General features: G+C 68.2%; 20 protein-coding genes. 5 read left to right on the top strand and 15 right to left on the bottom strand.

Annotated elements, in window-relative coordinates; translation table 11 throughout:
- Nucleotides 1-261 precede the first annotated feature (261 nt).
- A complete protein-coding gene (locus ACFXKA_RS34220) occupies nucleotides 262-957 on the bottom strand; it encodes a TetR/AcrR family transcriptional regulator (protein WP_379430470.1) in 696 nt (231 codons plus the stop codon).
- A gap of 265 nt (nucleotides 958-1,222) precedes the next feature.
- Here ACFXKA_RS34220 and ACFXKA_RS34215 point away from each other — a divergent pair, with 265 nt between their 5' ends.
- Nucleotides 1,223-1,741, top strand: a complete 519-nt coding sequence (locus tag ACFXKA_RS34215) for a hypothetical protein (protein ID WP_379430469.1) — start codon at nucleotides 1,223-1,225, stop codon at nucleotides 1,739-1,741.
- Between the two features lie 423 nt (nucleotides 1,742-2,164).
- Here ACFXKA_RS34215 and ACFXKA_RS34210 read toward each other — a convergent pair whose 3' ends face one another.
- The 7 genes from ACFXKA_RS34210 to ACFXKA_RS34180 all read right to left on the bottom strand — a co-directional run bounded on the left by ACFXKA_RS34210 (nucleotide 2,165) and on the right by ACFXKA_RS34180 (nucleotide 11,706).
- Nucleotides 2,165-3,529, bottom strand: coding sequence for a flavin monoamine oxidase family protein (locus ACFXKA_RS34210; RefSeq protein ID WP_379430468.1), 1,365 nt, complete (start codon nucleotides 3,527-3,529; stop codon nucleotides 2,165-2,167).
- 147 nt (nucleotides 3,530-3,676) lie between these two features.
- Nucleotides 3,677-4,702 (bottom strand): agmatine/peptidylarginine deiminase, encoded by a 1,026-nt coding sequence (locus tag ACFXKA_RS34205; RefSeq protein ID WP_379430467.1) that lies wholly within the window; start codon nucleotides 4,700-4,702, stop codon nucleotides 3,677-3,679.
- The gene (locus ACFXKA_RS34200; RefSeq protein WP_379430466.1) at nucleotides 4,702-5,667 is read right to left on the bottom strand and encodes a nitrilase-related carbon-nitrogen hydrolase; all 966 of its coding nucleotides are present in this window, start codon (nucleotides 5,665-5,667) and stop codon (nucleotides 4,702-4,704) included. The genes ACFXKA_RS34205 and ACFXKA_RS34200 overlap by 1 nt, the downstream gene beginning before the upstream one ends.
- 45 nt (nucleotides 5,668-5,712) lie before the next feature.
- A complete protein-coding gene (locus tag ACFXKA_RS34195) occupies nucleotides 5,713-7,266 on the bottom strand; it encodes an APC family permease (RefSeq protein ID WP_379430465.1) in 1,554 nt (517 codons plus the stop codon).
- 143 nt (nucleotides 7,267-7,409) lie between these two features.
- Nucleotides 7,410-8,867 (bottom strand): NAD-dependent succinate-semialdehyde dehydrogenase, encoded by a 1,458-nt coding sequence (locus tag ACFXKA_RS34190; protein WP_379430464.1) that lies wholly within the window; start codon nucleotides 8,865-8,867, stop codon nucleotides 7,410-7,412.
- 20 nt (nucleotides 8,868-8,887) lie between these two features.
- Nucleotides 8,888-10,228, bottom strand: a complete 1,341-nt coding sequence (gene gabT / locus ACFXKA_RS34185) for a 4-aminobutyrate--2-oxoglutarate transaminase (RefSeq protein ID WP_379430463.1) — start codon at nucleotides 10,226-10,228, stop codon at nucleotides 8,888-8,890.
- Between the two features lie 47 nt (nucleotides 10,229-10,275).
- On the bottom strand, nucleotides 10,276-11,706 hold the full coding sequence (locus ACFXKA_RS34180) for an aminobutyraldehyde dehydrogenase (protein ID WP_354832390.1): 1,431 nt from the start codon (nucleotides 11,704-11,706) through the stop codon (nucleotides 10,276-10,278).
- Nucleotides 11,707-11,847: 141 nt separating this feature from the next.
- Here ACFXKA_RS34180 and ACFXKA_RS34175 point away from each other — a divergent pair, with 141 nt between their 5' ends.
- Nucleotides 11,848-13,374: a PucR family transcriptional regulator gene (locus ACFXKA_RS34175; RefSeq protein ID WP_379430462.1), complete on the top strand. Its 1,527-nt coding sequence runs from the start codon at nucleotides 11,848-11,850 to the stop codon at nucleotides 13,372-13,374.
- On the opposite strand, the gene ACFXKA_RS34170 is transcribed toward ACFXKA_RS34175, so the two are convergent.
- Nucleotides 13,358-16,480 (bottom strand): NAD-glutamate dehydrogenase domain-containing protein, encoded by a 3,123-nt coding sequence (locus ACFXKA_RS34170; protein ID WP_379430461.1) that lies wholly within the window; start codon nucleotides 16,478-16,480, stop codon nucleotides 13,358-13,360. The genes ACFXKA_RS34175 and ACFXKA_RS34170 overlap by 17 nt on opposite strands.
- Nucleotides 16,481-16,679: 199 nt before the next feature.
- Between ACFXKA_RS34170 and ACFXKA_RS34165 the strand changes: the two genes are divergently transcribed.
- Both ACFXKA_RS34165 and ACFXKA_RS34160 read left to right on the top strand, forming a co-directional pair.
- Nucleotides 16,680-16,805: a hypothetical protein gene (locus tag ACFXKA_RS34165; protein WP_379430460.1), complete on the top strand. Its 126-nt coding sequence runs from the start codon at nucleotides 16,680-16,682 to the stop codon at nucleotides 16,803-16,805.
- 228 nt (nucleotides 16,806-17,033) lie between these two features.
- Nucleotides 17,034-20,276 (top strand): protein kinase, encoded by a 3,243-nt coding sequence (locus ACFXKA_RS34160; protein ID WP_379430459.1) that lies wholly within the window; start codon nucleotides 17,034-17,036, stop codon nucleotides 20,274-20,276.
- Between the two features lie 2 nt (nucleotides 20,277-20,278).
- On the opposite strand, the gene ACFXKA_RS34155 is transcribed toward ACFXKA_RS34160, so the two are convergent.
- From ACFXKA_RS34155 to ACFXKA_RS34130, 6 genes are all read right to left on the bottom strand, one after another.
- Nucleotides 20,279-20,599 (bottom strand): aldehyde dehydrogenase family protein, encoded by a 321-nt coding sequence (locus ACFXKA_RS34155; protein ID WP_379430458.1) that lies wholly within the window; start codon nucleotides 20,597-20,599, stop codon nucleotides 20,279-20,281.
- Nucleotides 20,586-22,058 (bottom strand): purine-cytosine permease family protein, encoded by a 1,473-nt coding sequence (locus ACFXKA_RS34150; protein ID WP_379430457.1) that lies wholly within the window; start codon nucleotides 22,056-22,058, stop codon nucleotides 20,586-20,588. Before ACFXKA_RS34150 ends, ACFXKA_RS34155 begins: the two co-directional genes overlap by 14 nt.
- 48 nt (nucleotides 22,059-22,106) lie before the next feature.
- A complete protein-coding gene (locus tag ACFXKA_RS34145) occupies nucleotides 22,107-22,499 on the bottom strand; it encodes a hypothetical protein (protein WP_354832378.1) in 393 nt (130 codons plus the stop codon).
- 10 nt (nucleotides 22,500-22,509) lie between these two features.
- Nucleotides 22,510-24,150, bottom strand: coding sequence for a GMC family oxidoreductase (locus ACFXKA_RS34140; protein WP_379430456.1), 1,641 nt, complete (start codon nucleotides 24,148-24,150; stop codon nucleotides 22,510-22,512).
- Nucleotides 24,151-24,346: 196 nt separating this feature from the next.
- Entirely contained in the window at nucleotides 24,347-24,706 is a 360-nt protein-coding gene (locus ACFXKA_RS34135) for a nuclear transport factor 2 family protein (protein WP_379430455.1), read from the bottom strand.
- A gap of 23 nt (nucleotides 24,707-24,729) precedes the next feature.
- Nucleotides 24,730-25,515, bottom strand: a complete 786-nt coding sequence (locus ACFXKA_RS34130) for an SDR family oxidoreductase (protein ID WP_379430454.1) — start codon at nucleotides 25,513-25,515, stop codon at nucleotides 24,730-24,732.
- Nucleotides 25,516-25,597: 82 nt separating this feature from the next.
- Between ACFXKA_RS34130 and ACFXKA_RS34125 the strand changes: the two genes are divergently transcribed.
- The gene (locus ACFXKA_RS34125; RefSeq protein WP_379430453.1) at nucleotides 25,598-26,155 is read left to right on the top strand and encodes a winged helix-turn-helix transcriptional regulator; all 558 of its coding nucleotides are present in this window, start codon (nucleotides 25,598-25,600) and stop codon (nucleotides 26,153-26,155) included.
- Nucleotides 26,156-26,261: the final 106 nt, after the last annotated feature.

Here is a 26,261-nt window from a genome sequence, read left to right as displayed (position 1 = left end):
ATCCGGTGATCTACCGTGACCGCAACGCTGTCGAACGCGGTATCAATCAGCTCAAACAACATCGAGCCGTCGCCACCCGGTTCGACAAGCTCGCGCTCCGATACCAGGCCACGATCCATGTCGCTGTCATCAACCAATGGCTCGGGCAGTAGTGAGGGCGGGCCACACGCCCGCCCTATCAACTTCGAGACAGGCCCTAGCCCTGCCGAGTTGCCGCACCCCCGAATGGTTCAGGTCGGCATGGTTCAGGTCGGCACCGGGTCATTCCCCCAGCGCTGCTCGGGACGACTCCGGGGCAGTGGAGATGATGTCGATCACCGTTGCGACGACCTGGCCTTCGGGATCGCGCAGGCGCGGCAACGAGGTCCTGTCCACCAGCAGGGATCCGAGAGCGAGATCTACCAGTTCGGCACCGACCTGTTCGGCAGATCTGCGCCCTTCCGGCTCGAACCACGTCCACGCCCATTGCGCGGCACCGAAAATGAGCAGGCTCCGGATGCTGGTATCGACGGGCCGGAAGTCACCGGATGCGATACCCGCGTCGAGGACACCGAGCAGGATCCCGATGTAATGCCTGCGCAGCTTGCGTCCCTCGGAATCCGCATCCTCCTGCGCGAGCCGTGCGACCTCGCGCTGGAATGCGACGGTCCCGTTCCGGTCGTGCACCTGATACAGCATGGCCGCGTGCAACAGCCCGGCCAGCTGCTCGGGCGGTGTGGCGAAAGTCGACACGATGCGCTGCGCCTCGTCGATACGGCGCCGCATATAGGAAACGTGCAGAACTTCCAGCAGCCGCGCCTTCGTGCCGTAATGGTGGACGATCAAGCCCTGCGAGATGCCCAGCTCGCTGGCGACACCGCTGAAACTCGTTCCGTCATAGCCTTTCTCGGCGACATGGCGCGTGAAGATATCGAGAATCGCGCCCGACTTTCCCGGTCCCACCGCACGTTCACTCACTGATCCCGCCCCTCCTCGTCCAATTTCCCGGACACCCTCGCATCGACCGCCCGCTCGACCAATCGTTGACTGAGTGCGCAGTCAGTATTAGCATAATGCCCCGAGTCGCAGCGGCGCGTTCTCTACTTCGACCATTCATCGCGAAAAGTTGACTTACCGCCCATGTATCAGCACACCCGTTCCGCCGAGGCCGGCATTGAGCGACGAGCCTCCGTACACATCGCATGACGACCCGATTCTCTGGCAGCACCACGTGTGGTCCCCGATGAATGCGGGTGTAGTGGCGTACGGGAATCCGGAGACGGATGCGGTCTCTCTGCTGTCGGCGGATCAGCTGTTGGCCGCGATCGCCGGGCGGCTCACCGAGCCGTTCCCACTCATCACGTGGGCGAGAGAACTCGGCGATCTGCATGCCGCGCTGATTTCGGCGGTTCTGAATCCGCAGCGCAATGCCCCGGAGGTCACCGAGGCGGCGCTGTGCGCGGATATCGCGAAGGTCATCGACAAGATCAACTCTTGGGCCGCGTCCTATACGCGCCACGCCCGGTGCGCCCGTCGCCACACGCACACCTTCGGCGAGGTGATCAGCCATGTGGCGAAGACCTACGCCGAGGCGTGGTGGACGGTGCTGCACAGCGACTGCGAGGAGCTTCGGCACTCCGCGTGGGTCCATCTCGGCGAAGTTCGTGACGGCTACACCCACCTCATCGGCGATATCCGGGCAGGCCGCGTCCAGCTTCCGCTGGGCTGGCGAGGCATCGGGCGCACCCAGCCCGCGGGCTGAGGCCCATCGCGGCGCGAACCGAAGGGCGAGGCCGGGATGCGGGAAATCCCCTGTCTCGCGACACCGACGAGCTGATCCGGGAGCGAATTCGCCCCGATAGCAACAGATTCCACCATCCAGCCAGTCCAGATCAACACGTCACTGTGACGAATTAACGGCCAGGCCGGTCAGGGGATCGGTTGCTGCCCGAGGATCCCATCGCCGCCTGTCCGGAGGTGGGAATCGACTGGTGCGACCGACCGGCTTCGGGACGCCCAGCGATTTCACGGCGGCGACGAGGGGTGAGCCTGCGCGATCGAGCACGCCGCCGACCTCCGGCCGGCCGGAGGTGAGGGCGATGCCCTCACCGTGTCCGGTATCGGTGTGCGGCGTCCGGCCCGGAGCCGCCGCACACCCGGGAACAGACCGGTTGTGACGGTGTGGCTATACGAGGTTGCGTTCGGCCACGATGGCGGCGGCCGCGCGGCGGCCCATCCGGATCGCGCCGTCCACGTGCTGGAAGCCGTGCCCTGCCAGGTCCGAGCAGCAGAAGTGGATCGGGCCGACCGGGTCGCGGTGGTCGCGCCCGTAGCGGGTCATGCCGCCCAGGTCGAAGCTGACGCCGTAGGCGCCGCGGGTCCATTCCTCTGCGCCCCAGTCGGATTCGTAGTAGACGATCGGGTCGGCGGCCTCGGGGCCCAGGTAGCGGACCAGGCAGTCGAGCACGGCCTGCTTGCGCTCGGCGGGGCTCATCTCGAACACGGCGTCGGCCTGTTCGTGGGCGATGAAGCCGACCATCGCGCCGGTGGTGGCGTCGTGGTTGGTGTTGTCGTAGACCTCCGACACGATGTCGGTATCACTGAAACCGGTGCCGGACAGGCCCTTCGCGCGCCAGAACGGGGTCGGGTACACCGCGTGCACCTTGACCACGAAACCGAACGACATGTGCTGGTACATCTGCTGGCGACGACGCGGCATGGGCGGATCGAAGCTGATGCCGGAGTACAGGTTCGGTGGCACCGCCAGCACCACGCGGTCCGCGCGCACCTCCAGATCGCCGTCGGCGACGACGCTGACGCCGTTCTCGGACCATCGCACCTTCCGCACCGGCGAATTCAGGTGCACATCGTCGCCGAGGACGGCGGCCAGGCGTTGCGAAACCTGTTGCATGCCACCGATGACCCGCTTGTCCAGCATGAAGGTGTCGGTGGCCAGCGCGGTGTAGGACCCCTGCGCGGCGGCCATGTGCAGTGCCTGCAGCGTCGAGAAGGTGTGTGCGGGCTTGGTCAGCATGGCTCCGGAGACGAAGAACGCCACCGTCTCGCGGGCGTAGTCGTTGTCGGACTGCCGCTCCAGCCACAGGCTGAACGGGATCGCATCCAGGTCGGCCGCGAGCGGATGCGCCCACGGCTGCTCCGCGCCGACCTCGGCGGCCAGCCCGTCGAGCAGCCCGATGAGGCGGTCGATCTCGGCGGCGGTGTCGGCGGGCGCGGGGAAGACGTCGCCGGTGAACTGCTGGCGGGTGCCGTCGGCGGCGAGGTAGACCGATTCGCCGTCGCGGTAGCGGGAGAAGGTCTTCAGGCCGAGTTCCTCGACCAGCTCGAGGGCGGCGGTGTGATGCGGGGACAGCCACTGGCCGCCGATCTCGATCATCGCGTTCTCGATGTCGCCGGTCCAGGTGCGTCCGCCGACTCGATCACGAGCCTCCAGCACGGCCACGGTCAGACCGGCCTTGTGTAGTTCGGTGGCGGCGGTCAGGCCGGACGGCCCGGCGCCGACGATCACGACGTCGCGAGTGATGACAGGCACGAGAACTCCTTGCTGGACATCGAGTTTTCCTGGAGATAACCCGAGGGTTGCTGTTTCTAGTATGTGGGTGCGCTCACGGTCCTGCTCGCTCCACTGCGGCGAATCGGCCGGCCCCTCAATCGCCATTGCGGCGTGCCGGCCGAGTGGTCAGCGCGCGGGCAGGGGCTCGTTCTGGGTGATGCAGTGGATGCCGCCCCCGCGCGCGAAGATCTCCCGCGCGTCGACGGTCACGATGACGCGGCCGGGATAGACATCGGCCAGCACGGCCGCGGCCTCGGCGTCATGGCGGTCGTCGAATCCGCACAGGATGACCGCGCCGTTGCACACGTAGTGGTTGATGTAGCTGTAGTCGACGAAGCCCTCCCCGTCCCGCAGCGTTCGCGGGGCGGGCACCGGCACCACCTCGAAAGGCTTTCCGGCCCAATCTGTTTCGGCGGCCAGCTGCTTCATGAGCTGCCGGCTGAGCGCATGGTCGGGGTGCTCGGGATCACGCTGATCGTGCACCAGGACCACACCCGGCGCGGGCAGCGCGGCGACGATGTCCGCGTGCCCGCGGGTGCCGAATCGCTGCGAGTCCCGCCACAGTCCGCGCGGCAGCCAGATCGCCGTGTCGGCGCCGATGGTGCGGCGCAACTCGGCCTCGATCTCCGCCTTGGCCAGGCCCGGATTGCGGTAGGGGTCCAGCTGCACGGTCTCGGTGACCAGGACCGTCCCGCAGCCGTCGACCTGGATGCCGCCGCCCTCGTTGACCAGCGCCGACTCCACCACCGGCGTCCCGGCCGCCGCGGCGACCGCCCGGCCGATCCTCGCATCGTGGTCCCACCTGGCCCATTCCTGTTGGCCCCAGCCGTTGAACACCCAGTCCACCGCCGCGACCGACCCGTCCGCGGCGTGCACGAAGCTCGGCCCGATATCGCGCATCCAGGCATCGTCGAGGGGTGCTTCGACGATCTCGATCGCACTCGACAGCCAGGTCCGGGCTGCCGCCGCGTCGGCCGGATCCACGATCATGGTGACCGGTTCGAATTCGGCGATCGCGTGCGCCACCGCCGTCCACGCCGTGCGGGCCTCGGTCACCGCCTGCGGGGTCGCGGTGATCTGCGATCCGGCGGGCGGGAACGCCATCCAGGTGCGCCGGTGCGGTGCGTGCTCGGCGGGCATGTGCCAGCTCATCAGGGCCGCCCGAAGGGGTGCTGGTGATCGACCGGCGCGGTCAGGCGCGCGTAGGTGTCGGGCCGGCGGGTGTCCAGGAACGGGAACAGGGTCAGCCAGTCGCGGCGCTGATCCAGGTCCAGATCGGCGACCAGCACCGCCGCCTCGTCGCGCGGGGCCTGCACCAGGATCCGGCCGTAGGGGTCGGAGATGAACGACGAACCGTAGAAGGTGATCTCGCCCTCGTCGCCGAAACGGTTGGGCACCACCATGAATGTGCCGCTGGTGATGCCGTTGCCGACGATCACGTGCTGCCACAGCGGCTGGGTGTCGAAGGCCGGGAAGGACGGTTCGGAGCCGATGGCGGTCGGGTAGACGATCACCTCCGCTCCGGCCAGCGAGTACAGCCGCGCCACTTCGGGGAACCATTCGTCCCAGCAGGTCGGCATGCCGATGCGGACGTCACCGAGGTCGGGATGGGTGTGCGGGCGGTAGGACTCCTCGGTCGCGGGGCCCGCGCGGAAGTAGGTGTCCTCGTAGTAGCCGGCGCTGATCGGAATGTGCAGCTTGCGGGTGCGGCCGACCAGTTCGCCGCTGGGGGACACCAGGATCGCGGTATTGAAGCCCAGCCCGTCGCCCTGATCGGCGCGCTCGTAGAGCGAGGCGTGCACGAACACCCCGTGTTCGATGGCCGCCTTCGCCGCGAAGGTGACGGTGGGCCCGGTCGTCAGGTCCTCGGCCTCGGCGCACGGGTTGTCGCCGCCGCGCACGAACGCCGGGTATTTGCTCAGCGTCAGTTCCGGCAGGAACACGGCCGTGGCTCCCAGCTCGGCGGCCTGGGCGATGCCCGCGCTCAGCTCGGCGCGCAGCGCATCCGTGTCGGCCTGCCAGCGGTGCTGTACCAGGGCCACCCGCAGCGGCGGGCGGACCGGCTCACCGACCCGGGCGTGCGAAACGGGCGGCTCGAAACAGGTGACGACGTGCATGATTCCTCCTGTAGTGGGAATAGGACTGCGGCGCAGCGGGATTCGCTAGACGGTGGGCGCCTGCACGGCGGGCATCGGATCGCCCGACACCGCGCGCGGCAGGGTCCGGCTCCGGAAGTACGCCGGATCGCGCCAGCGTTGCACCAGCATCAGCGCCGCGCCCAGCAGCAGAATCCCGAACCCCAGATAGAACACCAGCCCGATGCCGAAGATCTCGGCGCCGCTCCCGGTTGCCGGATCCAGGCTCTCCCGCACCGAGATGGCGAAGATGATCAGCAGCATAGCCCCGCCGAGCAGCGGGAACAGCAGCTTGAACAGGAAATCGCGGCCGGAGGCGAACCACCGCTTGCGGAAGTACCAGACGCACGCGAACGCGGTCAGTCCGTAGTACCAGCAGATCATGATACCCAGCGCGGCGATGGTGTCCTGCAGGACGTGCTCGGACAGCAGCGCGGTCAGCGCGTAGAAAGCGCCCGCCACCAGCGCGGCGACCGCGGTGGTGAACCGTGGCACCTGATAGCGCGGGTGCACCGAGGCGAACCGGCTGGGCAGCGCCCGGTAGGTGCCCATGGCGAGCATGGCGCGCGCGGCGGGCAGGAAGGTGGCCTGCAGGCTGGCGATGGTGGAGACCAGTACCGCGAGGTACAGCAGAATCTCGCCGTTGCCGCCGAGTACCGGTCGGGCCAGCGCGCCGAACACATTGTCCGAGGTCTGCGGATTGCCCAGTCCGATACCGGTTTCGCCGACTCCGGCGTACCACATGAGCGACACCGCCAGCAGCAGATAGGTGCCGAGCACGGTCAGGATCGACAGCACGCCGGCCCGCCCGGGGGTGCGCTGCGGATCCTTGCACTCCTCGCCGAGGGTGAGCGCGGTGTCCCAGCCCCAGTACAGGAACACCGACCCGATCAAGCCCATGGCGAACGCGCCCAGGGTGAGTCCGGTGAACGGATCGAACCAGTCGATATCGAAGCTCAGCCCCGACGGCGCGTCCCCGGACCGCGCCTTCCACAGCGCCATGCCGGCGAACACCAGCAGCACCGTCAGCTGAAAGCCGACCAGCACATACTGCAGGCGCTCGCTCGAGGTGATGCCGCGGCCGGCCGCCCACCCGGCCGCCGCCAGGAACGCCAGCGTGGTCACGATATTGATCGGCTTGTTGTCACCGAGGGCCGCGATGGCCTCCGACCCCACCAGTTTGCCCACGAACAGGTACAGGAACTCCGCGCCGACCGCGGCGATGTTGGCCAGCACGATCACCACGGCGATCACCGAACCCCACCCGGCCATCCAGCCGACGTAGGGGCCCAGCGATCGTGCCGACCAGGTGAACGAGGCTCCGCAATCCGGGGTTTCGGCGTTGAACTCGCGATAGGCGTAGGCCGCCAGGAACATCGGAACGAATCCGGCGATCAGCAGCGCCGGCATCTTGAGGCCGACAGCGGCGACGATCAGACCCAGACTGGCCGTCGTCGTATAGGCGGGCGCGATGGAGGCGATACTGAGCACGGCCCCGGCCAGCACGCCGACCTTGTTGGTAGCCAATCCCTTACCGCTCGAGGCGGAGGATTCGATCCCCGGAGAATTCTGGATGAGCATGAGAGCTCCTCTTGCGAGGGTCTGGCGGCGGCGGGAGCGAGAAGCGCGCTCCCACCGGCGCCGCGCCACGGTGGAGACACCGGCCTGCAAGGGCCGGTTCGGCACGAGATCCGGCGCAGGGGCCGGGGTGCCGGGAGAGGACGTCAGCGAGTGAGCGCGACGTATTTGGTGTCGAGGTATTCGTGGATCCCCTCGGACCCGCCCTCGCTGCCCAGGCCGGACTGCTTGACTCCGCCGAAGGGAGCGGCCGGATCGGAGACGACGCCGCGATTGATGCCGACCATGCCGGCTTCCAGGGCGTCGCTCACGCGCAGAGCGCGATCGAGGTCTTTGGTGAAAACATAAGCCGCCAAACCGAATTCGGTGTCATTGGCGGCGGCCACCACCTCGGCTTCGGTATCGAAACCGTAGATGGCGGCGACCGGGCCGAAGATCTCTTCCCGGTGCATCCGCGCGGTGCGCGGCACATCGTCGAGCACGGTGGGCTCGAAGAAACAGCCCGGACCGTCGAGCGGTTTGCCGCCGGCGCGCAGCACGGCGCCGGCGGCGATCGCGTCGTCCACCAGTGCGGTCACGTTCGCGCGCTGCCGCTCGTTGATCAGCGGCCCGAGATCGACCTCCGGCTGGTAGCCGGGGCCGACGCGCAACGCGGCCAGCCGTTCGGCGAAGCGGGACGCGAACTGCTCGCGCAGCGAATTGTGCACGTAGAGACGGTTCGCCGCCGTGCACGCCTGACCGCCGTTGCGCATCTTCGCGGCCATCGCGCCCTCGAGGGCCTGGTCCAGATCGGCGTCGTCGAACACGATGAACGGCGCATTGCCGCCCAGTTCCATGGACGTGCGCAGCACATTGGCGGCGGCCTGCCCCAGTAGCAGCTTGCCCACGCGGGTGGACCCGGTGAAGGTCACCTTGCGCAACCGCGCATCGGCCAGCAGCGGCGCGGTGATGGCGGCGGCGTCGCTGCCCGGCAGCACCGACAGCACGCCCTCGGGCAGGCCGGCGTCGGCGAAGATCGCGGCCAGCGCCAGCGTGGTGAGCGGGGTGTCCTCGGCGGGCTTCGCGATCACGGTGCACCCGGCCGCCAGGGCCGGGCCGATCTTGCGCGTGCCCATGGCCAGCGGGAAGTTCCACGGTGTGATGGCCAGCACCGGGCCGACCGGCTGCCGGGTGACCAGGATGCGGCCGGTGCCGGCGGGCGCGGTGGTGTAGCGGCCGCCGATCCGGACCGCCTCCTCGCTGAACCAGCGCAGGAACTCCGCGCCGTAGGCCACCTCGCCGCGCGACTCGGCGATGGTCTTGCCCATCTCCAGGGTCATCAGCAGCGCGATCTCCTCGCTGCGATCCACCAGCAGTTCCCAGGCCCGTCGCAGGATCGCGGAGCGCTCGCGGGGAGCCGTCGCGGCCCACTGCGATTGCACCCGGCAGGCCGAGTCGAGGGCCCGCAGGGCGTCCTCGCGGCCCGCGTCGGCGACCTCGGTGAGCAGGTCGCCGGTGGCCGGATCGGTCACGGTGAAGGTGCCGCCGCCGGACGCGGGGGCCGCGGCTCCGTCGATCCACACACCGGTGGGAACGAGGGCGCGCACGAAGTCGAACTCGGACAACAGATTTCCTCAGCAGTCGATTACGCGGACAGATCACCGATGGCGGTGCACAACACATCCAGGGCGTCGTCGAGCAGGTCCTCGCCGATCACCAGCGGCGGCAGCAGCCGGATCACATTGCCGAAGGTGCCGCAGGTCAAGGTGAGCACGCCCTGCTCGAGGCAGCGGGCGGCGATGGCGGCGGTCAGGGCGGCATCGGGTTCGGTGCCGCCGGGGCGGACGAACTCCAACGCCAGCATCGCGCCCCGGCCGCGCACCTCGCCGATGGCCGGAACCTGCTGCGCGAGCGCGCGCAAGCGGGTCGTGGCGATCTCGCCGATGCGGCGGGCGCGGGCATTGAGATCGTGCTCGCGGATGGCGTCGATGGCGGCCAGCGCGGCGGCGCAGGCGACCGGATTGCCGCCGTAGGTGCCGCCCAGGCCGCCGGGGTGGACCGCGTCCATGAGATCGGCGCGGCCGGTGATCGCCGAGAGCGGCATACCGCCCGCGATGCCCTTGGCCATGGTGATGATGTCGGGCACCACGCCCTCGTGCGCGCAGGCGAACCAGTCGCCGGTGCGGGCGAAACCGGTCTGCACCTCGTCGGCGATGAACACCACGCCGTTGGCACGGGCCCACTCGGCCAGCGCCGGAAGGAATCCCGGCGCGGGCACGATGAAACCGCCCTCGCCCTGGATGGGCTCGATGATGAGGGCCGCCACCGAGGTCGCGCCGATCTGCTTCTCGATGCGGGTGATCGCCTCCCGCGCCGCCGCCGCGCCGTCCTGGCCGCCGTCGCGGAACGGATACGACATCGGCATCCGGTAGACCTCGGGGGCGAACGGGCCGAAATTCTGCTTGTACGGCATGGATTTCGCGGTCAGTGCCATGGTCAGGTTGGTGCGGCCGTGATAGGCGTGATCGAAGGCGACCACCGCGGGGCGGCCGGTGGCCAGGCGCGCCACCTTGATGGCGTTCTCCACCGCTTCCGCGCCGGAATTGAACAGCACGCTGCGCTTCTCGTGATCGCCCGGAGTCAGCGCGGCCAGCTGCTCGGCCACCTCGATGTAGCCCTCGTAGGGGGCCACCATGAAACAGGTGTGGGTGAACCGCTCGGCCTGATTCTCGATCGCCGCAACGACTTTGGGATGCGAGGCCCCGACGCTGGTGACCGCGATGCCCGCGGCGAGATCGATGAGCGCATTGCCGTCCACGTCGACGATGACGCCACCATCGGCGTCGGCGGTGTACACCGGGGCGGTGGAACCGACGCCCGCGGCGACGGCGCCCTTGCGGCGCACCGCCAGTTCCTGCGAGCGCGGGCCGGGCAGGGCGGTCCGGAGCACCCGCTGCTGCGGAATCCGGTAGCTGATCGCTGTCATGAAAATCTTTCTGCGGGAAGGGAATTCGATGGCCGGTGCAACCGGGATCAGTCGTGTGCGCTCATGACGTGCTTGATGCGCGTGTAGTCCTCGACCCCGTAGGCGGACAGATCCTTGCCGTGACCGGAGCGCTTGAAACCGCCGTGCGGCATCTCGGCGACCAGCGGAATATGGCAGTTCACCCACACCGCGCCGAAGTCCAGTGCGGCCGAAACCCGCTGCACCACACCGTGATCGCGGCTCCACACGCTCGAGGCCAGGCCGTAGACCACGTCATTGGCCAGACGGATGGCCTCGGACTCGTCGGCGAAGGTCTGCACGGTGATCACCGGGCCGAAGATCTCCTCCTGCACGATCGGATCGTCCTGCCGCACACCGGTCACCACGGTCGGCGCGAAGAAGAAGCCGCGCTCGCCGATCCGCGCACCGCCGGTGGCGATGGTGGTGTGCGCGGGCAGCGCCGCGATCTTGCCGGTCACCGACTCGAAGTGGCGGATGTTGTTGAGCGGTCCGTAGGCGGCATCCGGATTGTCGGGCAGGCCCGGCCGCACCGTCTGCGCCTTCTTCACCAGAGCCTCCACGAACGCGTCGTGCACCGACTCGTGCACCAGCACGCGGGTGGCGGCCGTGCAGTCCTGACCGGCGTTGAAGTAGGCGGCATCGCCGATGCGATCGGCGGCCAGCGCCAGATCCGCGTCGCCGAACACCAGGACCGGCGCATTGCCACCCAATTCCAGATGCGCCCGCTTCACCTGATGGGCGGCGGCGGTGGCCACCTCGATGCCCGCGCGCACCGAACCGGTGATGGCCACCATGTCCAGGACCGGATGCGCGACCAGCGCGGCCCCGGTGCCCGCGGTGCCGAGCACCACGTTCAGGACGCCGGCGGGCAGGATGTCGCGGGTCAGTTCGGCCAGCACCAGGGTGCTGCGGGGCGTGGTGTCACTGGGCTTGAGGACGACCGTATTGCCGGTCGCCAGCGCCGGGCCGATCTTCCAGATGGCCATCATGAGCGGGTAGTTCCACGGCGTCACCTGGCCGATCACGCCGACCGGCTCGCGGCGCACATAGGAGGTGAAGCCCTCCATGTACTCACCGGCCGACTTGCCCTCCAGCAGCCGTGCCGCCCCGGCGAAGAAGCGCAGGTGATCCGCGCCCGCGGCGACCTCCTCGGAGGCGATCAGATGCTTGGGCTGGCCGGTATCGAGGGACTGCGCCTCGACCAGGGCCTGCGCATTGGCTTCGACGGCGTCGGCCAGTGCCAGCAGGGCGGCCTGGCGGCGGCTCGGAGTCGCGGCCTTCCAGGCCGGGAAGGCGCGGGCGGCGGCGGCCACGGCGGCATCCACATCGGCGGGCCCGGAGATCGGGCTGCGGCCGGTCACGGACTCGTCCACCGGGCTGATCAGGTCGAACGACTCCGCCGCGGTGGCGGCCGTAAACTGGCCGTCGATGTAGTTGCGAAGTATCTCCGTGGTCATGTCTGCCCGTTCTCGTGCGATGTGGGAGTGCTGCTCGATTGCCACCGAGTGTGCTGCGCGACACACCCCTGCGTCACCTGCCGAATCGGCGTGACCCGAGAGGGGGGTTTCACCATTGTGTCCAGTTGCTGTGGGAGAGCTATGAGTGTGGGAATTCCGGTCCGATGGATCCTGTCGCAGCCTGAGCTGGGATTGGTGCTCAAAGGCGGCGCTGCCGGACTGGGCCGGGAAATCGCGCTCGCGCTCACCTCCGAACTCACCGAACCGCAGCAATGGCTCTCCGGCGGGGAACTGGTCCTCACCACCGGCATGGGTTTGCCGCTCAGTCGCCCCGATCGACTGCGCTACCTGCGTGATCTGGACTCGGTGGGGGTGGTCGGCGTCGGATTCGGAGTCGGGCTCTCGCACCCGGCCGTGCCCGAGGACCTGGTCGAGGCCGCCGACGAGCTCGGGCTGCCGCTGTTCGAGGTGCCGCTGCCGACACCGTTCGGCGCGATCACCAAGAAGGTCATGCAGCGGCTCGCCGAACAGGAATACGAAAAGGTGCTGCGGGCCTCACGCAGCCAGCCGCGCATGACTCGCGCCGCGATCCAGGGCGTACCCGCCGTCATCAAGGAATTGTCGGCGGCCCTGTCGGCCACCGCGATCGTCGTCGGAGCCGATGGCGTGGTGACCGACGCGCATCCCGGGCCGGTGTCCGCCGAGATCATCGACAAGATCACCGAATTTCTCGGGACCCGCGGCGACGGCGCGGCCAGCGGCGTCATCCACACGGCCCCGGACGTTTTCATCGCCGTGCAGGCCATCGCGGCCGGGCCCGCCACGCACGGGCACCTCGCCGTCGTGACCACGACCACGCTGAGCCCGGTCGACCAGGTGCTGCTCGGGCACGCCAGCTCCCTGCTCGCCCTGGACTTCGAGAAACCCGCGCGACTGCGCATCGCGCAGAACCGCTTGAACACCCAGGCCATCGCCATGCTGCTCGAGGAACCGACCGCGCTCGACACCGTGTGGGCGCATCTGACTCCGGCCGCCGACCGGGCCGGGCGCGTGCGGGCACTGGTGCTGCGCTGCCCCTCGGCGGAGACCGCCGAACGGGTCGTCGAGGCCGTCGACACGCGGCTGGCGACGCAGAGCAGGCAGCTGTTCGCCCATCTGGCCGAGGATCGGGCCGCCATCCTGCTGGCCGGAACCGATACCGAGGAATCGGCGGAGCAGCTGCTGCGGTCCTTGCCCGCGAGCGTGCGCGCCAGCGTGCGTGCCGGGATCAGCGCGCCACATCCCCTGCGCCGCTTCGCCGCCGCCATCGAACACGCGGAGCTGGCCGCGTCCGCGGCGCCGCCGGGGGCGAGCCCGCAGGAGCTCTCCGCGCGGGCCGGGCACTCCCTGCTGACCTTCCCGGAGGCGCGACGGGTGCTCGGCGCGGTCTCGGAGGCCATGCTCGCGCCGCTCGTCGGCTACGACGAGCGCCACGACACCAACCTGGTCGACTCGCTGCGCGCCTACCTCGAGGCGCACGGGCAATGGGAAGCCGCCGCCAACGCCCTCGGCGTGCACCGGCATACGCTGCGCAGCCGGATCGTCAAGATCGAATCGGTGCTCGGCTGCCGGCTCGACACCGCCCGGGTGCGCGCCGAGCTGCTGCTGGCCGTTATCGCCCGGCGCTGACCTCTCGCCCGGCGCTGAGCTTGGCCGCCTCCGCCAATCCGGCGTTGACCACGCACAGGCGCGCGAGATCGACGACACCGCAGCGGCGCAGACCGCCGGCCAGTTCCAGCAGCCTGGCCGCGGAATCGGTTTCACCCCAGGCCCTCACGAGATCGCGGGCCGAGGCGGTGGGGTCGGCCCCGGCGAGGACCGCGTCCGTGAGCGCGTGCCACCGCGACTGCAATTCATCACCCAGCACGGCGGCAGCCAGGGTCTCCCAGCGATCCGACGCGGGTTCGGCGTCGAAAGCCGTTGCCAGCCAGTCCAAACCGATGAGATCGCCCAGCTCGCGGTAGGTCTGCGCAACCAGCGGCACCGGAAGCTGTGCGCGCCGGGCGATGTCGCTCAGCGGCAGCGCCTGCGCCAGCAGACGCAGGTTCGCCAGATCGCGCCCGGTATGCCCGCAGGGTCGCGGCAGCACCGTGATCAAGTCCGCGACCAGCGGTGCGTGACGGTCGATCTCCTCGGACCAGGAGCCCGACCCGGGCTGGGTCAGCAACCAGGCGGTGGCCTGTTCGACGGCCGCCTGAATACCGTTGAGGATGCTCATGCGCACCCGCGGCGAGACGCCGGGCAGGGCCAGGGCATCGCGCCACCAACCGTCGATATCGAGCACGCTGTGCACCACCGTGCAGGCCAGCACGATGTGCGCGGTACCCGCGCCGAGCCGCTCCTCCAGACGGTGGATCATGCCGGGGCCGACCCGGTTGATCACCTGGTTCGCCACCGCCACGGCCACGATCTCCCGGGCCACCGGGTGCCGGCGCAGCACGTCCGCACCCAGCCCGGTGCGCACCGAATCGGGGAAGTAGCCGAACACGGTCCCGGCCACCACCGGATCGTCGAGGATTCCGGCGGCCAGCAGTTCATCGCGGACCAGGTTCTTGGCCATGGCCAGCAGCACCGCGATCTCCGGACGCACCAGGCCGGTTCCCGCGCGGCGGCGGGCGGTGAGCTCCGCCGGGGTGGGCAGGAACTCGGCGGCGCGGTCCAGACCGGTGGCCTGCTCGAGGTTCTCGATCAAACGGCCGTGCCGATCGATCAGGAACGGGGCGTGCGCCTCGGCCAGGCTGATGGCCAGCGCCTGCCGATCACAGTCGGCGAGCACGGCGGCGACCACCGCGCCGGCATTGTCGGCCAGCAGCCGATCCCGTTCGGCCGGAGTCAGCGCACCCGCGCTCACCGCGGCCGCGAGCGCGATCTTGAGATTCACCTCGCGATCCGAAATCGCCACGCCCGCAGCATTATCGATGAAATCGGCATTGACCCGGCCGCCCGCCACCGCGAACTCGATACGCGCCCGCTGGGTCAGACCCAGATTGCCGCCCTCGCCGACGACCCGGCAGCGCAGCCGCGACGCCGCAATCCGCACCTCGTCATTGGCCGGGTCGGCGACCGCGGTGTCCGGCTCGTCGCCGCCGCGCACATAGGTGCCGATGCCGCCATTGAACAGCAGGTCCACCTCCGCACTCAGAATCGCCCGAATCACCTCGGGCGCGGGCAGTTCCGTCGCGGTGACGCCCAGCCGATCACGCACCTCGGGGGAGAGCGGGATGGACTTGGCGGTGCGCGGCCACACGCCGCCGCCCTTCGAGATCAGGGCGCGGTCGTAGTCGGCCCAGCTGCTGCGCTCCAGACCGGCCAGGCGGCGGCGCTCGCCATGCGACAGCAGCGGATCCGGGTCCGGGTCGAGGAAGATGTGGCGGTGGTCGAAGGCCGCCACCAGCAGAATCCGATCGGTTTCGAGCATGCCGTTGCCGAAGACGTCGCCCGACATATCGCCGATGCCCGCCACCGTGAACGGCTGCGCGTCGGCGTCGATGCCCAGCTCGGCCAGGTGCTGCCGGATCGAGCACCACACGCCACGCGCGGTGATGCCCAGCGCCTTGTGGTCGTAGCCGCTGGAACCGCCCGAGGCGAACGCGTCACCGAGCCAGAAACCCCGCGATACCGCAATGCCATTGGCCAGATCGGAGAAGCGCGCGGTGCCCTTGTCCGCCGCGACCACCAGATACGGATCGTGGTCGTCGTAGACCACGCAGTGCGCGGGCGGGACCGTCACGCCGTCGACGATATTGTCGGTGACATCGAGCAGGCCGCCGACGAACGCCGAGTACGCCGATTCGACAGTGGCGGGATCGCTTCCGCGCCGGGCCACGAACACACCCTTCGCGCCGGCCGGCACGATCACCGCGTTCTTGACCGTCTGGGTCTTCATCAGCCCGAGCACCTCGGTGCGGAAATCGTCGCCGCGATCCGACCAGCGCACGCCGCCACGGGCGATCGCGCCGCCGCGCACGTGGCTGCCCTCCACCTCGGCGGCGTGCACGAAGATCTCGCGATAGGGCGTGACCGGGGCCGAGATCGAGAGCCGGGCCGGATCGACCTTGAACGCGGCCACCGCGCGACCCGGCTGATACCAGTTGGTGCGCAGCACCGCGGTGCAGAAGGTGTGCAGGCCGCGCAGCAGCTGATCCTCCGGCAGCGTGGCCGCGGCCTCCAGCCGCCGCTGCACCGCCGCATCGGCGGCGGCCACCGACTCGGCCCGCCCGGCAGTGCGCGCCGGATCGAACCTGGCGTGGAACAACTCCACGAACGCGCGCACGAATTCGGCATGGGCGGAAAGGATCTCGGTGACCGTGGCCTCGCTCAGGCGCAGTCCCACCTGCCGTAGATAGCGGCACGCGGCACGCACCAGCACCACATCCCGCCACGCCAGCTCGGCCGTGCCGACCAACCCGATCAACCCGTCGACCTCCACGGCGGTGTCCACGGCCGCCAGGAACGCTTCCGCGATCAGCGCGGCCGTCCGCTCGTGCAGCGGAAAAGCGGTGGGGCGGAAGGTGAACCGATGCACGGCGCGCAACTCATCGCCGCTCACCTCATGGGTGATCACCGGCAATCCCAGCGCCGAGAAGACCTCGATCAGCGTGGTGAGAGGCGGCGGCGCGCCATGCCAGACCAATCGCGCCGACGGCGACTCACCCGCGATCCGCTCGAATTCCAGCCGGGGGACAGCATCGATCCGCTGTTCGTCCAGCGTGCCGGTGCCTGCTCCGCGATGCATCCGTTCAACTCCCTGTGCGCGATGGGTCCGTCCGCAGCCAATCTGCCGCATGGGAGACCCACGACACAGTGGACGAACCGGCACGCTCACCCCACCCCGATCCGCCGCCCTGTCCATTGCCGGACGACCCCACTCGCCCGACGGGAAGCGTTCATGCCGCCCCGGACTGCACCCGGACAAGGAGCCGAACACGCATCCAGTGGCGAGCGCGAGATGCAAGAAATCCGGCGACGTGGTCGGCGTACGGCCCGACGCTCGCAGCGCGTCGTTCACCGAGTCGCGCGCCTTCGGCCACACCGCCGCCGGTGCCGCGGCCACCCCGTAGTCGTCAGATCTCGACGGCGAGATCGCGGGGACCGCCTGCTCGCGACACGCGAGCAGGTCGGGTGCCGCTGGAGCAGGAGGGGAACCGCACCGCCTCTACTCCAGCGGCAGATCATTGCACCTCACCGCTGCACACCACGCGCCCGAGCGCTGCGAATGATCGGATCCTTCGGCAGCACAGCGGATTATCATGGGGGATTCGGGGGGGTGTGAATTGCAGGTGACCCACATGGTCGAGGATGACCCCCTCAGAACACGCCGGGATGTGGCGGCCACACCGGTCGCGGAGCTGAGTTCGGCGGGATTCGAGGACGCCGAGGAGATCGGGCGGGGCGGGTTCGGCGTGGTCTGCCGCTGCGTTCAGCGCGACTTGGATCGCGTCGTCGCGGTGAAGGTGCTCACCACCGCTGAACCGGACGAGGAAAGCAGAGCGCGATTTCTGCGGGAGCAACGCGCGATGGGGCGACTGACCGGCCACCCGAACATCGTCGGAGTCCTGCAGATCGGCGAGATCTCGCCTGGGAGACCGTATTTGGTGATGCAGTGCCACGAGCGCGGATCCCTCGAGGACCGGATCCGCAGGGACGGTCCGCTCTCTGTGCAGGAGGTGCTGCGGCTCGGGATCAAGGTGGCCGGAGCGCTCGAGACGGCGCACCGGCTCGGTATCGTGCACCGTGACGTCAAACCGGCGAATATCCTGTTCACCGAATACGGGGAGCCGGCGTTGAGCGATTTCGGCATCGCCCGTATCGCCGGCGGATTCGAGACCACGACGGGAACGGTCACAGCGTCGCCGGCGTTTGCTGCTCCCGAGGTTCTCGACGGCCATCCGCCCAATCTGGCGTCGGACGTGTACGGGCTGGGAAGCACGTTGTTCTGCGCGCTCACCGGACATGCCGCTTTCGAACGCCGCAGCGGCGAACAGGTCGTTGCGCAGTTTCTGCGGATCACCACCGATCCGGTGCCGGATCTGCGCACCGGCGGGATCCCCGACGATGTGTGCGCGGCAATCGAGACCGCGATGGACCGCGACCCGGCGCAGCGCCCCTCCGCTCTCGCCCTCGGTAAGCAGCTGCAGCAGATCCAGCGCGACCATGGTTACGCCGTCGATGAGATGACCATCCGCGGTGAACCCGACAACGTGCCGAAAGCGCACGTACCGGCGCGAGGACAAGGTCGTCGCAGAGGGGATACGGGTGCCCTTCGGTTGGAACTGACCAGCTTTGTCGGTCGGAAGGCACAACTGTCCGAGGTGAAGAAGGCGCTGTCGGAATCGCGTCTGGTTACTTTGACGGGCATCGGTGGGGTCGGCAAGACGCGGCTCGCGGCGCGGGCGGCGAGCAAGTTGCGCCGCAGTTATGCAGACGGGGTCAGATTGGTCGAGTTCGGCGACATCGACGACCCAGAGTTGGTGGACGACATTGTGGCTGCTTCGGTCGGCGTACGGAACCTGGCCGACAGGCCGACGAGGGAGGTACTGGTCGAGTTCCTCTCGACACGCAAACTTTTGCTGGTGCTCGACAACTGCGAGCACCTGGTGGAGGCGGTCGCGTACCTCGCGGAGTCGCTGCTGCGTGCCTGCGTGGACCTGTCGATCTTGGCCACCAGCCGCGAGGTCCTCGGAATCGGCGGCGAATCCGTGCTGCCGGTGACGCCACTGGGTTTTCCGGACCCGTCCAGCATGCCCACGCTGGGAGAAGTGTCCCGATACGATGCGGTGGAATTGTTCGTCGAACGAGCGGCCGCGGTAGTGCCCGGGTTCGAGCTGACTCGAGACAACCGGCTTGCCGTAGCCCGGATTTGTGCCCGGCTCGACGGTTTGCCATTGGCGATCGAGCTGGCCACCGCCCGGTTGCGCGTGCTGTCCGTCGATCAGATCCTCCGACGGCTCGACGACCGGTACACCCTGCTCACAGCGGGCAATCGGGATGTCCCGACACGCCAGCAGACTCTGTGGTGGTGCATCGGCTGGAGTTACGACCTGTGCACACCACGCGAACAGCAGCTGTGGTCGCAACTGTCGATCTTCGCTCACGGCTTCGACCTCGACGCGGCTGAACAGGTGTGCGGCAGCGCCGCACCCGACCCCGACCTGCTCGACGCATTGTTCGCGTTGGTGGACAAGTCGATCCTGATCCGGGAGGAATCCGGTGGCGCGGTCAGGTTTCGGATGCTCGGCACAGTGCAGAACTACGGCAGGACAAAGCTCGAGGAGGCAGGTGAGGACCGGGAGATCGGTCGCCGGCATCGGGATTGGTATGAGCGGTTGGCGTTCGACGCGGAGGCCGAGTGGATCAGTCCCCGCCAACTCGAGTGGGATTCTCGCCTGAAGCAGGAACTGCCGAATCTGCGCAAGGCAATGGAGTTCGACGAGACCGGCGCCGGCGGCATGAGGATCGCGGCAGCTCTGTTTTCGTTCTGGTACATGGGTGGCCGCATCACCGAGGGCCGCAGCTGGCTCGACCGAACTCTGGCCCACTCCGTCGTCGGACAAGGTCGAGATCGCGCCAAGGCGCTGTACTCGGCCGGGATGCTGGCCGCGGCGCAGGCCGACCTGGCCGCGGCGACAGCGCGGGTGGCGGAACTCAGGGGGCTGGCCAGGCAGATGGCCGGCCCGGAGATCGCCACCTGGGTGGCCGTCGCGGACGGTTACACCGCGCTGGTCAGCGACGATCTCGGCCATGCCGTCGCCCGCCTGGAGGAGGCCGCGGAACTGGTCACAGGCTGTAGTGATCCCGTCTTGCGAATGGACTCTTCCCTATTGCTGGGGTGGGCATACCAACTCGGTGGGGATCTGCGGCGCGCGGTCGCCTGTCACGAGCAGACGCTGGCATTCGCGGACTCTCGCGGAGGAGAGACGTCGTTTCGCTCCTGGCTGTTGTGGGCACTGGGCACGGCCGTCTGGAGGCAGGGTGCGCTCGACCGAGCCACGGACCTGGTGAAGCAGAGCCTTCGTCATGCGCGCTCGGTAGATGATCCACTCATCGCCGCGACCAGTCTGGAAGCTCTCGCATGGATCACTTCCGATCGCGACGATGTCCGCCGCGCCTCGGTGTTGATGGGCGCGGCCGAAGCACTGGGCCGGGCCGCGGGCAGCTCCTCCATCCTGTTCCCCAACCTGGCCACCTATCACCAGGCATGCGAGCGCCGCGCACAGGAGACTCTCGGAACACGAGAATTCGAGAAAGCCCGCGAGCAGGGCCGTGCGATGAGTTTCGCGGTGGCCGCTGCCTTCGGCCTCGAAGAAGACCCGCCATCGCTGGCCGACCGAGCGGCGTCGATCCTCACCAAACGTGAGCAGCAGATCGCCGAACTGGTAGCCGATGGCCTCACCAACAGCGCAATCGCTGGTCGACTGATGATCTCACGGCGCACTGCGGAGGGGCACGTCGAGCACATCCTGACGAAGCTGGGTTTCACCTCGCGGGTTCAGATCGCGAGGTGGGTCGCAGCAGGTGCGGGACCACCCTGAGTTCACATGATCGATGTTCGGGCGTTGTCTGGCCGGCCGGCGACGCATCGACTTCCCACCTCGTATCCAGGGCTCACGCGCTGTGGTTGATCATGAGCCGCGAGGGCCGCCTCCACCGCCGAATCGACATCGTCGATGGTTCCCGCCGGGACGGATCCGAGGATCTCTTCCGTGGTCGGATCGAGGACGTCGATGACTTCCGTGGACGAGCCCTGGACAAACGATCCGCCGATGAAGTGGCCTGCGGGCGGCACGTCAGCGACCGGGATCTGGTCCGGAGAGGGACGCCGAACGGTGAATCGCCCAATTTCAGTCGATGCCATGATTATTCGCCTGTACTTTCTGCGCCCGGTTCGGTCGCGTCGCCGAGGCGTCACGTGCGACGGAACGATTCCTGCGGCGGGCAAGAGCTGTGGCTGTGAAGTAGTAGAGCGGTGACACGACAGCCAATCCGACGATGAACGAGATGTCTGTGTTGCCGAGCATTGTGGCGATCGGTCCGAGGAAGGCGGTCCCGATGATCATGAACGGGAGTTGCACAGCGACGCCGATGAGGTAGCAACAGACCGCGGGCCAGTTGACCCGGCCGTAGCGACCGCCGTCGCGCTTGTAGAAATCGTCGACGACGTAATCCCCATGCCGGACCAGGTAGTAGTCCACCAGATTCACGGCGGTCCACGGGACCAGCGCACCCAGCAGCAGAACCAGGAAGTTCTTGTAGGTGGCGACGAAGTCGCTGCCCGCGGTGAGCGCGACACTCGTGGCCAGCACGCCCAGTCCGGTGGCGACCAGAGCACGTTCGCGACCGCGTGGAGTGAAGCGCGGAAAGATCGTCTGCGCCATCGTGACCGTGCACAGCGTGCCGCAGTACAGGTTCATCGCGTTCGTCGCGGCGACTCCGATGCTGAAGACCACAACCACCACGACGCTGATCCCCGCGGTGGCCTGGGTCAGGGCGACAACCGGGTCGGTGTGGGGGAGCAGCAATCCGACACCTGCCCCGAGGAACATCGGCAGGATCGAGCCGATGCAGGTGCCCCAGTAGCTCATCCAGAACGCCGGCCTCGAGCCCGTCTTCGTCGGCAGGTAGCGCGAATAGTCGGAAACGTATGGGGCATAGGCGATCTGCCACACCGCACACGCCCCGAAGGTGCTCAGGAAGCCGGCCGGCGTCGCGATGCCCGTGCTGAAGAAGTGAGCGGGCACCGAGTGGACGGCGAACACCCAGACGAACGCCATCAGCAGCACCAGCCCCGACGCCCACGTCATGATGCGCGCGTAGGCGTGGATCAGGGTGTAACCCCAGATGGCCGCGCAGACGCTGATCGCCGCGAGCACCACGATGCCGGCCTCGTCGCCCAGGAACGGTATCGCTGACGCGAGGGACTGCCCGCCGAAGACAAGAATCGAGACGAAGAACCCGAGATACATGCAGACGACGACTCCGACGATGAGAATCGATCCCAGCGAACCGAATTGGCCCTTGGTCTGCACCATCTGCGGAACACCCAGCCGCGGCCCCTGAGCAGAGTGCAGCGCCATGAAGATCGCACCGAAGAGGTTTCCCGCGATGATCGCCAGCGCGGCCGACCAGGCGGGCTGCCCGAAGCGGGTCGTCGACAACGCCCCGGTGACGATCGCCAGGATCATGATGTTGGTTCCGAACCAGATCGTGAACATGTCCCGGCTGCGCCCGTGGCGCTGCTCGGCCGGGATCGGTTGAATAGTGGCCGATTCGATGGTGGAGACAAATTCCTCACGCCCGCTGTGATTTTCACTCACTGGTGTTGCCTTTCGCAGGACCCCGGGGCAGGTTTCGGCCGGGCTTGATCAGCGGATGACGAAGCCGCGCTCGACAACGCCGGCGAGCAGATCGACGTAGGAATCCATGTCGTCACGGACCGGACGCGGTGCCGCGGCATAGGGCATGGCGGCCTTCACGGCGGGACTGAGGAAGTACGCGCCTGCCGTCAGCACCGTCAGCGCCTCGAACTGATCGGGCCTGTGCGCGGCGAGCTCATCGAGAGCGGCTTCGGGGTCCTTGCCGGTGCACGAGGCGACGGCGGCGGCGAATGCCTCCGCGATATCAGGCCGGTAGCCGAGAACCTGGTCGAGCAACGCGTCGGGTACTCCGGCGGCGCTCGCCGAGGGCATGGAGCCGGACGCGGGAATCAGTGTGTCGGCGAGAAGCGCGAAGGTGCGGCGCTGGTCGGAATCGAGCATCGTGCTGTCCTTAGAACGCGGTCTGGATGCTGTGGCGGGTTTCGGCGAGGTGCCGCATCGAGCGCAGAGCAATCGCCATGATCGTCGCGGTCGGGTTCACGCCCGTGGAGGTGACGAAGACGCTGCCGTCGATGATGAACAAGTTGGGTACGTCGTGTGCCCGACCCCACTGATCGACGACGGAGGTGGCGGGGTCGGTGCCCATGGTGGCCGTGCCGAGCAGATGCCAGGCGCTGTGGCGTACCACCGGGATCGGGTGGACTTCGACAGCCCCGGCGGCCTGATGCGCCTCGATCGCCCGCTCCACGTTGAATGTGAGCATCCGCTCACAGTTCTCACCGATGATGTAGCGGATTTTCGCGGCCGGGATCCCGTCGGAGTCCGTGACGTCCGGGGCCAGCACGACCGCGTTGTGCTCGTCGGGCAGGTCTTCGGTGGTGATACCCCATTCGGTGTAGCGCCCGAACGTGCGCTCGAGGCGGCTGTGGAAGGCGGGTCCGAAACCGCCACGCCAGTCCTGGCCCCGCTCCCACAGGGCGTGGGCGAGCGGGCCACCGGTCGGCATCAGGTTCCACTTCGCTCCCCGCACGAAACCGCGGTCGGTGTCGGTCTCGTAGAACTGCATCGACTGCAGCGCCTGTCCTGCTGGGCCGAGCCAGGTTTCGAGCTCTTCGTCGTAGGCGCCGAATACCGAGGCGTACGGGTGCGTCATCAGACGCTTGCCTACCAGCCCGGAGGAGTTGGCGAGGCCGTCGGGGAAAAGCGACGAGGTCGAGTTCAGCAGCAGGCGCGGTGTGCCCACACCGTTCGCGGCCATCACGGTCACCCGGGCCGCCTGGTGTCGCAGGTTCCCGTCGCGGTCGATGTACTCGGCGCCGGTGACAAGGCCGCGCTCGTTCACGGTGAGCCGGCTGACCCGGGCACCGGTGATCAGCACCGCGCCCAGCGCGATCGCCTCACGCCAGTGTGTGAGGTCGGTGCTGGCCTTGGCTCCGGTGGGGCATCCGGATTCACACGCGCCGTAGCGCAGACAGGCCGGGCGGTTCTTGAAGTCGCGCGACGCGATGGCATTCGGTGCCGGCCACCAGTGCCAGCCCAGCTTGTCCATCCCTTTGGCCGCGACCAGCCCGTATTTGCCGATCGGCAGCGGCGGCAGCGGAAAGGTGTGCGGATCCGGATAGGCGGGGTCGCCTTCCAGCCCAGACGCGCCGATATGGTGGGTGACCTCGTCGTAGAACGGTCGCAGATCCTCATAGGTGAACGGCCAGTCCGCGGCCACGCCGTCGAGTGTCCTGACGCGGAAATCCGACGGCATCGCCCGGACCCAGTGCCCGGAGAACAGGATCGTGCTGCCGCCGACCCCGTTGAACATCAGCGGTTCCACCGGGCTCTCGGTGGCATCGACCGGATAGTCGGCCGGGTTCCGACGCACATTCGGGCTGGCGTTCCACTGCTTCAGACGGGTGAGCTCCCACGACGGTTTGTCGCCGGTGAAGTCGTCGGGCAGGTTCCATTCGCCCTGTTCCAGACACACGACCCCGAGGCCTCTGCCGGCCAACTCGAGTGCTGCCACCCCGCCGGATGCTCCGGCGCCCACGATGAGGACGTCGGCTCCTTCGGCGGTGTCGTAGTCGATGTGCCGTGTGTTCATCGGCTGTGCTCCTGGTCAGCCCAACGCTCCAATCGCTTACGCCTCGCCGAACCAGTCGAATGCCGCATCCACGTCACTGAGCTCGTAGTTTGCTGCCGCGAGTTGCATCTTCGATGGCATTTCTTCATTCGGGCCACCCTTGACGGGCTCGGACTCGGTGATCAGTTCCGGCAGTGCTCGCTGGATGCTGCGCGTCTCAGGGTGCGATGACGAGGTGTTCGATCAGGTCGCCGCGAAGGGTGAAGCGGTAACGCAGGTCGATGGTGCCGCCGGGGAAGTCGCCCTCGAGGTGCTGGGTAGCCATGTAATGGGTGGCGTCCAACCGTTGGGCCGCTGCGAGTTCGATGGTGTAGGTGAACTCGGTGGCGGACCGGTCCAGCCACTCTTCGATGGCCGCGCTGCCGTCGTAGCTGTTCCCGTCGTCGACCACCGTGGCATCGGGGGTGAAGGTGGAGCACGCGGTGGCGCTGTCGTGGGCACGGTGCGCGGTGAGGTACCGGTTGATCACCTCGGGTAGTGCCTGCGGGGGGATGGTTTGGGGCCAATTGGTGGCCATGAGGGTTCCCTTGGGTTTCGTGGTCAGATGGTCGGGGTTGTGCCGCCGTCGATGACGTACTCGGCGCCAACGATGGCCGAGGCGCGGTCGGAGGCCAGGAAGGCGACGAGTTCGGCGACCTCCTCGGGTCGGTTGGGGCGGCCCAGCGGGATGCCGCCGAGGGAGTCCATGAGTCGGCCCAGAGCGGCATCGTGAGTGATGTTGGCCTCCTGGGCGATTCGGGCGATCAGGTTCTCGGCGGCTGCTGTCTGGGTGAAGCCGGGCGAGACGGTGTTGACGCGAACGCCGCGTGGGGCGACCTCGTTGGCCAGGCCCTTGCTGTAGGTGGTGAGCGCGGCCTTGGCGGCGGCGTAGGCCAGAGTGCCGTTCCATAGCGGCAGGCGACGCTGGATCGAGGTGACATGCACGATCACGCCGTGACCCGCGGCGAGCATGGCGGGCAGCAGACCGCGGTCGAGGCGGACGGCGGCCATCAGGTTCGTGCTGAGTTCCGTCGCCCACACCTCATCGCTCAACGCGGCGAATCCACCGGCGGGCGCTTCGGATCCGCCAAGGCTATTGACCAAGATGTCGACGCCGCCCATGCGATCGTCGACCTCGGCGACCACGTGGGCGGCGCCCTCGGCCGTGGACAGGTCGGCCGCGATGAACAACTTGTCCTCGACGTCGATGGGTCGGTTGCGGGAGGTGACGAGTACCGTCGCGCCGGCCTGAGTGAGGCGCTGAGCGATGGCCGCGCCGACACCCTTGGTCCCGCCGGTGACCAACGCTCGTCGGCCGTCGAGGGACTCGCTGAGGAATTCGGCCATGGGATCTCCGATCCGGGCACGTCCCGAGGACGGCGCCTCTTAGTTACTGCTAGAGTAGAAGTTACTAACTTCTACTCTAGCAGTGACCGAGGGGATGGTGTCCATGCCGAGCCGGATCAGGCTGGAAGACCGGGAGTGTCCGCTGTCCACGACGGTGGCGCATGTCGGCGAGTGGTGGACACTGCTGATCCTGCATGATGCCTTCGACGGTTACACCCGCTTCGACCAGTTCCTGGAGAACCTCGGTATCTCCTCGAGCATGCTCACCGCCCGGCTGAAAGCCTTGGTTGCGGATGGCCTGCTGGAACGCCGCCCGTACCAGACCAATCCCGAACGTCACGAGTACTTACTCACCGACCTGGGCCGATCCCTGCGCCCCGTCCTCGTCGCCCTCGCCGCCTGGGGCAACTCCCGACTCGCCGCTGGCGAGCGCAGCATGATCCTGGTCGACGCGAACAGCGGCGAGGAGGTCGAGCCCGTCGTCGTCGATGCCAAGACGGGCCGCCGCCTGGACGACAGCAACGCGTACGTCTTCACGGCAGGTCCCGCGGCCAGCACCTCCATGCGCAGCCGCTACTCGACGCGCGACCATCGCACACCACACGGAGCCGCACACCACACAGAGCCGCACACTGCATAGAGCGCTGTATCGCCGGAGTCGAAAGAGCGAACCACCCGAACGGAAAGGGGGGGCAGCGGCTGCGGGTGCCGCGCCGGGCTCCACACATCGGCGCGCTTGATGCGCC

The organism is Nocardia sp. NPDC059228 (assembly GCF_042754245.1).
GTDB lineage: Bacteria > Actinomycetota > Actinomycetes > Mycobacteriales > Mycobacteriaceae > Nocardia.
This window is presented reverse-complemented; position numbering and strand designations above follow the sequence as displayed.